This is a genomic window from Acinetobacter venetianus RAG-1 = CIP 110063 (assembly GCF_000368585.1).
GTDB lineage: Bacteria > Pseudomonadota > Gammaproteobacteria > Pseudomonadales > Moraxellaceae > Acinetobacter > Acinetobacter venetianus.
Genome location: NZ_KB849556.1, coordinates 282,442 through 295,675 on the forward strand (window position 1 = coordinate 282,442; position 13,234 = coordinate 295,675).

General features: G+C 39.6%; 16 protein-coding genes. 6 read left to right on the plus strand and 10 right to left on the minus strand.

Annotated features, from left to right (window positions below):
- Positions 1 to 17: 17 nt before the first annotated feature.
- The 4 genes from F959_RS01370 to F959_RS01385 form a co-directional block, all read right to left on the minus strand.
- Positions 18 to 1,733, minus strand: coding sequence for a cation:proton antiporter (locus F959_RS01370; RefSeq protein WP_004876714.1), 1,716 nt, complete (start codon positions 1,731 to 1,733; stop codon positions 18 to 20).
- Between the two features lie 217 nt (positions 1,734 to 1,950).
- Positions 1,951 to 2,106, minus strand: a complete 156-nt coding sequence (gene rpmG, locus F959_RS01375; protein ID WP_003654787.1) for a 50S ribosomal protein L33 — start codon at positions 2,104 to 2,106, stop codon at positions 1,951 to 1,953.
- A 12-nt stretch (positions 2,107 to 2,118) separates the two neighbouring features.
- Complete coding sequence (gene rpmB, locus F959_RS01380; protein WP_004649871.1) at positions 2,119 to 2,355, minus strand: 50S ribosomal protein L28; 237 nt, start codon at positions 2,353 to 2,355, stop codon at positions 2,119 to 2,121.
- Between the two features lie 168 nt (positions 2,356 to 2,523).
- On the minus strand, positions 2,524 to 3,978 hold the full coding sequence (locus tag F959_RS01385) for a coniferyl aldehyde dehydrogenase (protein ID WP_004876716.1): 1,455 nt from the start codon (positions 3,976 to 3,978) through the stop codon (positions 2,524 to 2,526).
- A 120-nt stretch (positions 3,979 to 4,098) separates the two neighbouring features.
- Here F959_RS01385 and F959_RS01390 point away from each other — a divergent pair, with 120 nt between their 5' ends.
- The 5 genes from F959_RS01390 (at position 4,099) to F959_RS01410 (ending at position 7,870) form a co-directional block, all read left to right on the plus strand.
- Entirely contained in the window at positions 4,099 to 4,797 is a 699-nt protein-coding gene (locus tag F959_RS01390; RefSeq protein ID WP_004876718.1) for a TetR/AcrR family transcriptional regulator, read from the plus strand.
- An 84-nt stretch (positions 4,798 to 4,881) separates the two neighbouring features.
- Positions 4,882 to 5,745, plus strand: a complete 864-nt coding sequence (gene purU / locus F959_RS01395) for a formyltetrahydrofolate deformylase (RefSeq protein ID WP_004876720.1) — start codon at positions 4,882 to 4,884, stop codon at positions 5,743 to 5,745.
- A 247-nt stretch (positions 5,746 to 5,992) separates the two neighbouring features.
- Positions 5,993 to 6,799 (plus strand): energy transducer TonB, encoded by an 807-nt coding sequence (locus tag F959_RS01400; RefSeq protein WP_004876722.1) that lies wholly within the window; start codon positions 5,993 to 5,995, stop codon positions 6,797 to 6,799.
- Between the two features lie 44 nt (positions 6,800 to 6,843).
- Complete coding sequence (locus F959_RS01405) at positions 6,844 to 7,464, plus strand: MotA/TolQ/ExbB proton channel family protein (protein ID WP_004876724.1); 621 nt, start codon at positions 6,844 to 6,846, stop codon at positions 7,462 to 7,464.
- A 1-nt stretch (position 7,465) separates the two neighbouring features.
- Positions 7,466 to 7,870 carry an ExbD/TolR family protein gene (locus F959_RS01410; RefSeq protein ID WP_004876726.1) on the plus strand — a complete coding sequence of 135 codons (405 nt, stop codon included), beginning with the start codon at positions 7,466 to 7,468 and terminating at the stop codon, positions 7,868 to 7,870.
- A 52-nt stretch (positions 7,871 to 7,922) separates the two neighbouring features.
- On the opposite strand, the gene msrA is transcribed toward F959_RS01410, so the two are convergent.
- The 5 genes from msrA to thyA all read right to left on the minus strand — a co-directional run bounded on the left by msrA (position 7,923) and on the right by thyA (position 11,600).
- Positions 7,923 to 8,447, minus strand: a complete 525-nt coding sequence (msrA, locus tag F959_RS01415; protein WP_004876728.1) for a peptide-methionine (S)-S-oxide reductase MsrA — start codon at positions 8,445 to 8,447, stop codon at positions 7,923 to 7,925.
- A 102-nt stretch (positions 8,448 to 8,549) separates the two neighbouring features.
- Positions 8,550 to 9,026, minus strand: coding sequence for an META domain-containing protein (locus tag F959_RS01420; RefSeq protein WP_004876730.1), 477 nt, complete (start codon positions 9,024 to 9,026; stop codon positions 8,550 to 8,552).
- Positions 9,027 to 9,152: 126 nt separating this feature from the next.
- Complete coding sequence (locus tag F959_RS01425; RefSeq protein ID WP_004876731.1) at positions 9,153 to 10,208, minus strand: DUF4105 domain-containing protein; 1,056 nt, start codon at positions 10,206 to 10,208, stop codon at positions 9,153 to 9,155.
- Between the two features lie 19 nt (positions 10,209 to 10,227).
- Positions 10,228 to 10,737, minus strand: a complete 510-nt coding sequence (locus tag F959_RS01430; protein WP_004876733.1) for a dihydrofolate reductase — start codon at positions 10,735 to 10,737, stop codon at positions 10,228 to 10,230.
- A 20-nt stretch (positions 10,738 to 10,757) separates the two neighbouring features.
- Positions 10,758 to 11,600 carry a thymidylate synthase gene (gene thyA / locus F959_RS01435; protein ID WP_004876734.1) on the minus strand — a complete coding sequence of 281 codons (843 nt, stop codon included), beginning with the start codon at positions 11,598 to 11,600 and terminating at the stop codon, positions 10,758 to 10,760.
- A gap of 172 nt (positions 11,601 to 11,772) precedes the next feature.
- Here thyA and F959_RS01440 point away from each other — a divergent pair, with 172 nt between their 5' ends.
- A complete protein-coding gene (locus tag F959_RS01440; protein WP_004876737.1) occupies positions 11,773 to 12,597 on the plus strand; it encodes a YwqG family protein in 825 nt (274 codons plus the stop codon).
- Between the two features lie 58 nt (positions 12,598 to 12,655).
- On the opposite strand, the gene F959_RS01445 is transcribed toward F959_RS01440, so the two are convergent.
- Entirely contained in the window at positions 12,656 to 13,231 is a 576-nt protein-coding gene (locus F959_RS01445) for a xanthine phosphoribosyltransferase (RefSeq protein WP_004876738.1), read from the minus strand.
- Between the last annotated feature and the right edge of the window lie 3 nt (positions 13,232 to 13,234).

Consider the following 13,234-nt stretch of genomic DNA (forward strand, 5'->3'; position numbering starts at 1 on the left):
TATTATATCGAAAAGGCTTAATGTGCTGGCGACTGGTGCGCAAGTTCGATCTGATTCAAAATATGATGACTCATATTCTTCGCCATTTCTTCTTTTGCATAGAACACTTCACCAATATTTTCTTCTCTGATGACAGCTGCTTCTTCCTTACTTTCAGCGCAAATCAGTACTTGGATTTCAGGATTTAACTGTTTAGAAATATCGACAATACGATGAATATCCAAAATATCCATAGGTGAGATCACCAGTAAGCGGGCATGTTGAATATGTGCCTGAATCAAAACATTCGGTTCAGTCGCTTCACCGCTGACCGCAGCAATGCCTTGCGTACGTAATTTTTCAACAATCTCACGGTTTTCCTCAGCAATAACCACTTTGATGTTTTGTTCCATGAGGTTCTCGCTGATTCGTCGGCCAACACCGCCGTAACCAATAATGACCACTTGATCGCGTAGATATTCTTGATCAACTTCATCTGGAAGCATGGCAAGTGGGTCACCACTACGTTCCAGTAGGCGCGCCAAATGAGAGCGTTCGCGAATCCAGCGTTGAACAGGTTCGATTGCTGAGAAAATAAAAGAGTTAAGCGTAATAGAAAATAATGCGCCTGCGAGAATCAGATTTTGCGCTTCAGGTGTGAGTAATCCAAGAGCTAAACCTAGTGTCGCTAAAATGAAAGAGAATTCTCCGATTTGTGCCAAACTTGCACCAACAGTCAAGGCTGTATTGATTGGATAACGGAAGAATAAAACTAACGCCATGGCAGCTAATGTTTTACCAACCATGATGATTGCCACGACAGCTAAGATATGGAGTGGCTCTTCGACCAATATTCTTGGATCAAACAGCATACCGACTGAAACGAAGAATAAGATTGCAAAGATTTCACGTAACGGTAGGGTCTCCTCTTCGGCACGATGGCTAAAGTCAGACTCTTTTACCACCATTCCAGCAAAGAACGCGCCAAGCGCCATAGAAACGCCAAATACAGCGTATGAGCCATAGGCAATCGATACGGCGGCAGCAACGACTGTGAGTGTGAAAAGTTCGCGAGAACCTAAACGAGCGACAAATTGCATGATCATTGGCACAAGTCGTTTACCAATAATGAGCATAAAGGCGATAAATCCTGTTACTTTAAGTAGTGTTAGTCCAATGGTGATCCAGATACTTTGTGAGGTATCTGTGCCAGGGAGGGCATGACCACCGAGCAACACTGCGGTGGCAGGAAGTAAAACTAGCGCTAAGACCATGACAAGATCTTCAACCAGTAGCCAACCGACGGCAATTTTACCATTCACGGAATCAAGTAAACCGCGATCACCGAGTGCTTTAAGTAATACAACGGTACTGGCACATGACAGACTTAAACCAAAGATTAAGGCTGAACCAAAACTCCATCCCCAGAACATAGAAACGACCATACCCAGTAGTGTCGCAACAGCAATTTGTAGAATCGCACCCGGTAAAGCAATACGGCGAACTTGGAGTAGGTCGCTCAGGGAGAAATGCATACCTACGCCAAACATCAAAAACATAACACCCAGTTCAGCAAGCTGATTGGCAAGTTGAATATCACCGACGACTCCCGGTGTATTTGGGCTAATAATAATGCCCGCAATTAAATAGCCGATTAAAGGGGGTAAACGTAGACGTGCTGCGATATAGCCAAAAATGAGGGCCATACCAAAACCAACAGCAAGTAATATAATTAAATTAACATCATGTGGCATTGAAGCTCCTTAATCGTTGCGGTTAAGGTCAAAGTAAATAAGCATAAAAAATGCCAAAGTGGATAGATTAAAATTTTAACAACTAAAATCGGATTTGTTGATGATATTTTTTTTAATCATCAAAAAAAATTATGTAAATCTTTTATAGTGGGTTTGAGCTTTCTATCGGGCAAAAAAAAACGACCTCAAAAGAAGTCGTTTTTTTAAAGAACTAAAATTATTTAATTTTAGCTTCTTTGAAAATTACGTGTTGACGGATTTTTGGATCAAATTTTTTGATTTCCATTTTTTCCGGCATAGTACGTTTGTTCTTAGTAGTGGTATAGAAGTAACCAGTACCAGCTGTAGAAACGAGGCGAATCTTATCACGCATTGTTCAGACTCCTTAGATCTTTTGACCTTGAGCACGGAGATCAGCAACAACTTTCTCGATACCCAATTTATCAATAATACGCATACCTTTAGTGGTTAAACGAAGACGTACAAAACGCTTTTCGCTTTCTAACCAAAAACGGTGGTGGTGCAGGTTCGGCTCGAACCGGCGTTTGGTTTTGTTGTTTGCGTGCGATACGTTGTTACCAACGATAGGACGCTTGCCGGTAACTTGGCAAACCTTAGACATGGTGAACTCCATTGCTAGTTCATATAGCACTGATTCGTGCAACTAGCCATTCAAGTAAACGGATGAAATCATTCAAGGGGCGTTTTATACCAAAAATACGATTAAAAGACAAGCGAATTTGGTAAAAACAGGGCATGATCTAGTGTGATAGATCATGCCTTGATCAGCTTAGCGGAATAGTGTTTTTAAAAGCACTTTATGCATCGCTTTATTATACGGCGGAAGGATGAATTTTAAACTGTAAAGTTTAGGACTTACAGGATTTGACATCATTGAGCGTTCGTGTGAGAAGCTAAAGAAACCTTCTTTACCGTGATATTTACCCATTCCAGATGCACCGATACCGCCAAATGGAAGATCGTCTTGCGCGACGTGGGTCAATGTTTGGTTAATCCCGAAGTGACCTGAATGAGTGCGGCTTGCAACATATTCTGCACGCGCGCTGTCGATATCAAAATAATAGAATGCTAACGGACGAGGACGACTATTGATGAATTGAATTGCATCTTCGATATGTTCGTATTCTAAAATTGGCAGAATAGGACCGAAGATTTCATTCTTCATGATTTCCATGTCAGTCGTTACATCTGTTAATAAGGTTGGGGCAATCTTACGAACGTCAGTCAATGACTCTTTTTTGTTATTTAGCTCAACAATATTTGCACCTTGAGCTTGAGCATCCTCTAAATAACCTTGTAAGCGATTGTACTGCTTGTCATTAACAATAGAGGTATAGTCTTTATTGTCACGTAGCGTTGGGTACATCGTATTCACAAAGTCATTATAGTGCTTAGTGAACTCAGCAGTTTTACCTTTAGGTAGGAACATATAGTCAGGTGCAACACATGTTTGACCTGCATTCCAAAGTTTACCCACAGCGATACGTTGTGCAACATCACGAATGTTCATTGCAGAATGAACGAGAGCAGGTGATTTTCCACCTAGTTCTAAAATGACAGGAACAAGATTTTGAGCAGCAGCGGCCATCACTGTTTTACCAACAGAGGTAGAGCCTGTAAAAATCATTTTATCGAAAGCAAGATGGCTAAATGCGTCTGAAATTGCACCACCACCATTTACAACGGCAACGAGTTCTTGAGGAAATGCTTCAGAAAGTGCATTTTCAAGTACATAACCAAAGTTCGATGATGCGCTTGAGATTTTAATCATGGCATGGTTACCCGCAGCCAATGCACAAATCAATGGCCCAACAGAAAGCAACAATGGATAATTCCAAGGTGCAATCACACCAATAACACCGAGTGGTTGATATTCTACCCAGCCTTTTGCTGGTTGGTGTAACATGCTGATATGGCGTTTAGATGGTTTCATCCATTCGGTTAAGTTCTTGCTATAGTATTTGATATGCTCTAAACAAGTAAGAACTTCACCAATTTTGGTTTCCATCACTGCACGATTGCCATAATCTTGACTAATTGCGTTAGCAAATTGATCTTGATACTTTACCAAGATATTTTTAAGTCGAGCTAAGCGTTCAATACGTTCTTTTGCGCTCGGTACAGGATGGCGTTGGTAAGCCGCTTTTTGCTGCTCAAGCAAATCATGTAGCCGTTTCACATCAACATGAGGTGTCATAGCGGTTGTTTTTGTTTGACTGTTCATAGGAGTGGACCAAAAGAAAGCTTATTATTTTTTAATTTTTAGAGTAAATACTCTAAAGTGTCAAGTCGCTTTATAGGTTTGTTTTATAACCTATTGATAATGTTATAGATGGTTAATTCAATGTCACAAGCTAAGCCAAACAAAACAAAAGATAGAATTTTGCAGATCAGTTTGCAGTTGTTTAATGAGCGAGGTGAACGCTCAGTCACGACAAATCATATTGCTGCTGAGTTAGGTATTAGCCCTGGCAATTTGTATTATCACTTTCGTAACAAGCAAGAAATTATTAAAGAGTTGGCGCAGCAGTATCAGGCGGAAACACTGGAAATGCTGGCATTACCTACTGATCGCCCATTGAATGCCAACGATAAAATTAGTTATTTCCAAGTATTGAGTAATCAATTATGGGCTTATCGCTTCATTCATCGTGATGTTTATCATCTAGTTGAAAATAATGAAGACTTTAGAAAAATTTACCCACGTTTTGCTGGGCAAGTGATGCAACAAGGTCAACGTATTTATCGTGCTTTCGTTGATGCGGGTTTGATGAAAATGACAGATTCTGAAATCGAAGCATTGATCATCAACTTGTGGATCGTCTTAACCAACTGGACTAACTTTTTGTATATGTCAGGTCATATTAGCGATAATAATCGCTTAGAGGAAAAGTGGGTTTGGCAGGCGTTGCGTCAAATGGTGTTCTTAGAGGGCCCATATTTGATGGGTGAAAGCCGTCAAACTTATGAACAATTATTGAAGTCGCTTGGCCCATCAGAGTTATTTGCAAGCTTATCTAATCTTAAAAATGACGACGAGTAGCCCTTAGCTATTTAGTCTGAGGCAAAAAAGGGCTAGAATGCTCGGCTTGATTTTAATTTGATTTGAATAAGTGATATTAACCACATGAACACGACTACTGCCAATACAGCACGATTACTGATTACTTGTGAAGACAAGCCGGGGATCGTGCAAGCTGTATCGAGCTTTTTGTATCATCAGGGAGCAAACATTACCGCACTTGATCAATACGCGACAGAAGCTCAAGGCGGACGTTACTTCATGCGTGTTGAATTTGAACTTGATCATTTGCAGTCTCGTAAAGAAGCGTTGATGCAAACATTTGCCGCAAATGTTGCTGAACGTTATGAGATGCAATGGAAATTGACTTTCGTTAATGAACTGAAAAAAGTCGGTATTTTAGTTTCTAAAGTCGATCATGCACTTTTAGAGTTGTTATGGCGTCATGCGCGTGGTTCATTGCCATGTGAGATTACACAGGTTGTTTCTAACCATCCTGATTTACGTGAAGCGGTTGAGAACTTTGGTATACCGTTCCATGTTGTACCTGTGAATAAAGACAACAAAGTCGAAGCTTATGCACAAATCAATGACATGATGCAAGGTAATGATTTGTTGATCCTTGCGCGTTATATGCAGATTCTAAGTGAAGATTTCGTTTCGCAATGGGAAATGAAGATTATTAATATTCACCATTCATTCTTGCCTGCTTTTGTTGGTGCAAATCCTTATAAGCAAGCTTATGAAAAAGGTGTGAAGCTGATTGGTGCAACTGCGCATTATGTCACTGCTGATCTAGATCAAGGCCCAATTATTGAGCAGGACGTTGAGCGTGTAAGCCATGATTATAACGTCGAGCAATTACGTGAGCTTGGTGAAGATGTTGAGCGTAATGTGTTAGCACGCGCTGTGAAATGGCATTTAGAAGACCGTATTATTGTTGATGGCAATAAAACAGTAGTTTTCTAACAAATAAATACTCGATGAAAAAGCATGCTAAATCAGCATGCTTTTTTTATGCTATTATTGTTATGTTATAACATTTGCTTATGCTGAGTGTGGTTTGAGCAATAAATTTAGTCACCATCACAAAAAATAGTTGCAAATGAAAACACTTCTCATTTATTATTACGGCACTTTCATTGTTCTATCCGATGAGTGAAATCGTTTTTTACTTTATAGGAACGTCACCATCTATATAGGTACTTAGATTCTTATGAGTCAATCTCCTGCGACATTCAACACACCACACTCGATGAAAAAGAAAATCATCACTGCCCTAGTTGCGGTTGTGATTGGACATGTAGGAGTTTTGTGGGCTGTTAGCCACATGAAGCCGATTGAGCTAAAACCAATCGAGAAAGAGCCGTTAAAGGTTAAATTCGTCAAGATTAAACCAGAAGAGGCACCGCCTCCGCCGCCACCTGCGAAAATAGAGCCAATTAAGCCAAAAGTTGAACCTAAACCTATTGAAAAGAAGGTTGAGCCAACTCCTGTAGAAAAACCAAAAGTTATTTCTCAGAAAGTGCAAAAAATTGAGCCGAAAGTGGTACAGCAGGATGATACTCAAGAGAAGTTAAAGAAACAGCAAGATTTAGAAAAGCAAAGACTTGAGCAACTGCAGCGTGAACAGGCTTTAAAAGATCAGCAAGCTCGCGAACAGGCATTGAGAGAACAGCAAGCGCGTGAGCAAGCTTTAAGAGATCAGGCAAATCGCAATAAACCTAGAAAGGTGAGCTCTGGGGATGTTTCTTGGAGCAGATCACCAAAAATTTCTGACGATAAAGTTGCGTATTACTTTAAGCCAGAAGATGGGCTGAAAGTAATTGTGCTCGAAATTACATCAGATGGTACTGGAAAGATAACTGATGTGAAGATCATAAACTCAACTGGTAATGAGAAGTTTGATGCTTATGTGGTTAAGCAGACTTATGCTGCTAGGTTTAAACCATATAAGCTAGATGGCATTATTACTCCATTTGTGATCCGACAAGGATTTGACGCAAGCGTTGTCAAAAAGTAAAGGCATCAGCAGATTGAATTTTATTATTAAGTAGGAGTTCGTATATGAACTTTTCAGTTTATTGGCAACACGCAGATGCAGTAAGTAAAACGCTGTATTTCATCCTTCTAGCAATGTCGATTGCGACATGGACGATTTTTGTTCTGCGCTTATTAGGAACTCGCCAATTAAAACAACAGGCTTATGCTCAACTTGCTCAAGCTTTGGCTGGATTAAAAGCTAAGTTGCAGCCGTTGACTTTTGAGCAGCGTAAAGCAGTTGCTGAACAAGCACTTCTTCGTCAAATCTCTGCTGAAAAATCTCAAGCAGAAAAAGGTGTTTCGGTTCTTGGAACAATTGCCTCGCTTGCACCATTTGTCGGGTTGTTTGGTACAGTTTGGGGTATTTTCCATGCCCTTGTCGCTGTAGGTACGAGTGGTCAGGCAGGTTTAGCTCAAGTTGCAACACCTGTTGGTGAAGCATTGATCATGACGGGTTTAGGTTTGTCAGTTGCGATTCCAGCAGTATTGGCTTACAACATTTGTGTACGTTTCAATCGTGGTTTAGCGCATGACTTGCAAGACCAAGCACATAGCTTGTTAATTGATACTATGTTGCAGCAAGAAACAACGGCAAAGACAGAAACTAAAGCAACTCAACAAAGTTTAGTTGGAGGTCAAGCTTAAAATGGGCTTTCAATTGGGTGAAGACCACGACAGTGGCATGAATGAGATGAATCTCATTCCTCTGATCGACATTATGTTGGTATTGATGATTATCTTTTTAGTCACAGCAACGGTTGCTAACCCATCAATTCCATTAAGTTTGCCAAAAACCACTGCTGAAATTGTTGATCCACCACCAAAAGCGATTACGATTAGTATTAATCAAAATGGTGAGGTTGCTTGGGATGCGAAGATTATTAGCTTAGAAGAGCTAGAAAAGCGTTTTCAAGAAGCGGGTCAAGCAGAGAATAAGCCGACTGTGCAATTACGTGCAGATAAAGAATCAAAATATGATACGGTTGCACAAGTGATGTCTCGCGCCAGTGAAGCTGGTTTAAGTGATATTGCTTTTGTTAGTGAAAACTAACATTAAGAAATACAAAGGAAAAGCAACTCGATGCGAGTTGCTTTTTTTATGCTTAATCTGCTTTGAGTAGATCAAGGTATTTAGAGCGCAATTTTGAAAGCTTTGGTGGAATGCTGAAGTTACAGTAACCTTGTGAAGGATTCCGCGCATAAAAGTTTTGGTGATATTCTTCAGCAGGGTAGAAGGTTGGTACAGGGCTAAGTTCCGTTACGATATTGAGCCCTTCATCTTCTAAGCTGTGAATGATTTGCTCAGCTTGTTGCTTTTGTTCTTCATTGAAGTAATAAACAACTGATCGATATTGGGTACCAATATCATTGCCTTGGCGGTTTAGTGTTGTTGGATCATGTGTTGTAAAAAATACATTCAACAGTTGAGTGTAACTAATCTGCTGCTCATCAAAATCAATTAAGACAACCTCAGCATGTTGAGTGGTACCTTGGCAAACTTGTTCATAGGTCGGGTTTTGATTAATGCCACCAGCATAACCGCTTACGACTTTTTCAACGCCTTTAAGTTGTAGAAATACAGCCTCTACACACCAAAAACAACCACCACCAAATAATGCTTGTTGCATAAAACTCCCCAATTTTTAATTTTAAGAATACTAATAAAGTAAACGAAGTCCTAACAAAGTAAAAGCCCGTGTTTGAAACGAGCTTTTACTTTGGTTAAGAAATTAAGGCAAAGGTTGAATGACTGTCACAAAAGTGACTAAAACACGACCTGAAGCATCAAGGAATTTCAGTTCATGACCTTTAAGCTCATAATTTGTCGTACTTGCTAAAGCATTTGCATACTGGCGAGAAAGCGTACTGTTATCATTACCGATACATGCCATCATGGTTGATGCAATTGGCCCTAGACGTAAGATAGAGCCTTGGCTTTCAAAGCTACCACGGATTTGGTTACAACCATCTGCACCAAAGAAACGTTTTTCTTTTGCATCAAATTGAATAGCAGGTCGTTTACCTGAAAGATCATTACTTTTTACTTCAACGCCATTAATCTGTGTTGCAATCCAAGTACGATTGTACAGATCAATACTTTCTTTTTGAGACGCTTGTGGTGAGGTCTGAAGGGAATCGGTTGTCGCACAACCTGTCATGACAACTGCAACCGCTAAAGTACAAGATGTTAATAATGTTTTTAACATAAGATCTAAAATCCAAATTGTTGTGTTTCTATGATTATTATTTAAATAAAAAAGCATGAACTCGAGTAGAACTTTCAGTATCCTTTTGTAAAATTTAAGATGATTTTAATTAAATTAGTGGAAATTTCACTCAGTTTTTAGCAATCCAACACGAATCGTTTTTGAAAAATATTCACTACTTTGATTGGACTGCTGATCATATTTTTCTGCACGGGGATTGATATGCGCTAAGCGATACCATTCTTTCATACTCACACTTTGATTAAGTGCCTGAAGGTCGTATAGATAATTAGGTAAATAACCCGAAGCAAGGAGGCGATAGTCTTTTGGTAGACGTTGAGGGTTGATGGCTTGTACCATGTCGAAAACAAGCGTTGTACAGTTACTGGTCAGAGTGTTGTACCATTTCGCTTCTGCTCGTAACTCATCGGCTTGGTGTAAATACTCAATAAATAATGCTTTGCGTTCTGTTGCAGGCATTTTTATTGGAAATAAATAGACTTGTTCATGTCGAATATTGCTACGTGTATAGACGATATCTTTTTCGTCCGATGCAACTAAGCTCAGTTCATACTTTCGAAAAAAGCCACCGATTGCCGAAAACGCTTCACCTTTTTCTTTACGTATCTCAATAGAAAATACTAATGGTTTTTGATCCGAAAAATCAAAACTGACCAACGTGTGTGCAATTTGTGGTCCCATCCAGTAGGAGGTAATGACATTCACCCCTGTGATTTTATTTAAATCAACAGTACGATCTTCCCAGCGGATGTCATAGCTGCCATCGGCATGCCAGTTAAAATTGCGGACATTGTGAAGTGTTACTGTATCGCCATGCTTTTCATAACTGAGCTGTTCTGCAACTTCTGGATCCCAGTCTCGATCTTGTCTTGCATCTAAAGAAAAATACCAAATCAATGCAAGAGCAAAAGCACAGCAATAAATAATGATGTCTGTACGCCGACTAATCAGGTGTCCACTGACGTAAACACCAATTAGGCTGAGTGCAAATAAGCCCCAAAGAATAATTGTAATACGGCTGAGAAGAGAACCAAGTGGTTGTTGAATCCATAGAGCAAGACATAACCAAAAGCTTGAAAGGACCACGAACAAGGTAAATAGACTATGTAAAAGCCCGATACCTAAAGCAATAAAAAACTCTCGTGATCCAATGTTATGCATGATGATGCGCGATCCATTTTTATTTTTGGTAGGTCGCAAACTCAAAGCTTACATTCGATTTTTCATCAATCTGCTGTTCTGAGTTTACTTTCTTGAAATCCTCAGAGATTTGTGGGTAATGCGCATCGCCTTGTACATCTAGGTCAACATGCGTTAATTCAAGTCGATCTGCAATCGCAAGGGTTTGTGTGAAAATCTCTCCACCACCAATAATAAATAATGACGCTTTCTCTGCGTGTTGTGCGTCTGTAAGTGCACCATTCATTGCATCTTCGATTGTATGTGCAACTTTAACACCATCAAACTGCCATTCTGTGTCACGAGTAATTATCCAATTCACGCGATTCGGCAGAGCACGTCCCATTGATTCGAGAGTTTTACGACCCATGATTACTACGCCACCTTGGGTAATGGCTTTGAAGTGTTTTAAGTCAGCAGAGATATGCCACGGCAATGCATTTCCCTTGCCGATACAGCGATTTTTATCCATCGCAACTACGTGAACAACTTCAGTGCCTTGCCATGTCATATGTTTTCTCTCTAATCTACTTAAACTGCAACAGGTGCTTTGATCGCTGGGTGTGATTCATATCCTACGATTTCAATATCTTCAAATTTAAAGTCGAAAATATCAGTGATCTCAGGATTTAATTTTAATTGACACAACGGTAGCGGCTCACGGCTAAGTTGTAATTGTGCCTGTTCAAAATGGTTGGCATATAAATGTGTATCACCACCTGTCCAGACAAAGTCACCAACACCCAAACCACATACTTGCGCAATCATATGTGTAAGTAGGGCATAACTCGCAATATTAAATGGAACACCTAGGAATACATCAGCACTTCGTTGATACAGTTGGCATGAAAGTTTATTGTCTTGTACGAAGAATTGGAACAACGTATGGCAAGGCGGTAATGCCACTTTACCTGCTTCATTTGGGTTCCAACCAGAAACGATTAGACGACGTGAATTGGGATTGGTCTTGATTTCATTGACGAGCCATTTGATTTGATCGAAGCCATTTTGTTGATAGCTGCCGTCTTCATTTTGTGTCGCGCCAAAATTACGCCATTGATGGCCATACACAGGTCCAAGTTCGCCTTCAGGGCGACCAAAGCGAGCAGTTTGTTCTGCTGTAGACCATTCATCCCAAATCGTCACTTTATTGTCTTTTAAGTATTGAACATTGGTATCACCTTTAAGAAACCAAAGTAGCTCAATGACGATTGAGCGGAAATGTACTTTTTTTGTGGTGAGTAGTGGGAAGCCGTTAGATAAATCAAAACGCATTTGATGACCAAATACTGAACGTGTTCCTGTACCAGTACGGTCGCCTTTGTCGCCGCCGTTGTCTAGGATATGTTGTAAAAGGTCTAAGTAAGTGCGCATCGTGATTCCTAATCGCAAATTTTTATCGGGCTAATCTTATCAGAATTTATGTGATAAATAATGTGGCAATTGAGCGACACTAACTGTCGTAGCACAGACTTTGTTCTCTATTTTAGTTTAGCTAGTTGTTTTATATTAAGTTCTATAAATAAGTACATGGACAACCAACAAAATGAATCTTCAACCTGAGAATTTACCGACTACTTTACATCCATATCTAGAAAAAATTACAGCCACAATTTTGCCAACGGTATCCCTACAGCTCAGTCCAAACGATGCTTTGACTGTATGGCAAAGTAAGATTGGGGGAAAACCGTATTTACCTTTGGATACTACTTATCCTATCGACTCGAATGGCAATCCACTGGCGTTATTGGCACAGTTTAATTTTGCTGAAATTCCGAACTTACCTAATTTCCCAAGTCAGGGCATTTTGCAGTTTTATATTGCGACTGATGATTTGTATGGGATGAACTTTGATGATCAGCAACAGCAGTCTGGTTTTAAGGTTTTATATTTTGATCAGGTGATTAAAGATGTGAAACAATTAAAGCAAGATTTTTCTGATATCAAGTTGAGCGAAGCTGATTATTTGCCTTTTGCAGGACAATACTCGATTGAATTCCAGCGTACTGAGCAATTAATTAGTCTTGAGGATTTTGCTTTTGGAAAGAAAGTCTTGGGTGTTGATGAGCTTTACGATTTTGAAGAGCAATTTGAAGGTGGCGATTTCGAAGATGATTTTATTGAACCCTATAATGAGTTTGTTTCCGCAACTGGCCATCGTTTAGGTGGGTATCCTTATTTTACCCAGACAGATCCTCGTCACTATAATGAAAAGGTGCAAGATTATATTTTACTTTTCCAATTGGATACGGATGATGCTAAGAATGAGATTATGTGGGGCGATTCGGGAGTAGGAAATTTCTTTATTCATCCAGAGGATTTAAAGAAGCGAGACTTTTCTAAGGTTTTATATAATTGGGATTGTTGTTAATTTTCAATAAAAAAGCGGATGAAATGATCATCCGCTTTTTGAGACTAAACTCAGATTTTTATTCAGTCACAAATGTTACTTTGCCATCAGTTAAAGATTTAACACGTGCTAAAGATTCAACGCGGTAACCTTTTTCAAGTAATACATCGCGACCTGGTTGGAACGATTTTTCAATCACAATACCAACACCAACCACTTCAGCCTGAGCTTGATGAATCAAGTCAATTAAGCCTAAAGCAGCTTGACCATTTGCTAAGAAGTCATCAATCACAAGTGCTTTGTCGCTTGAGTTGATATGCTTGTTAGAAATTGCAATCGTACTTTCAGTTTGTTTAGTAAACGAGAACACTTTAGAACGGTAAAGATCATCTTTCAGTGTCAATGACTGATATTTACGAGCAAAAATTACAGGAACACCAAGCTCTAAACCAGCCATAATTGCTGGAGCGATGCCTGAAGCTTCGATTGTAATAATTTTAGTGATCCCTGCGTCCTTAAAGCGAGCAGCAAACTCTTTGCCGATCTGTTGCATTAATACAGGGTCAATTTGGTGGTTTAGGAAAGCATCAACTTTCAAAACCTGATCTGATAGAACGATACCTTCATTTAAGATTTTCTGTTCTAAAGCGTACACGGG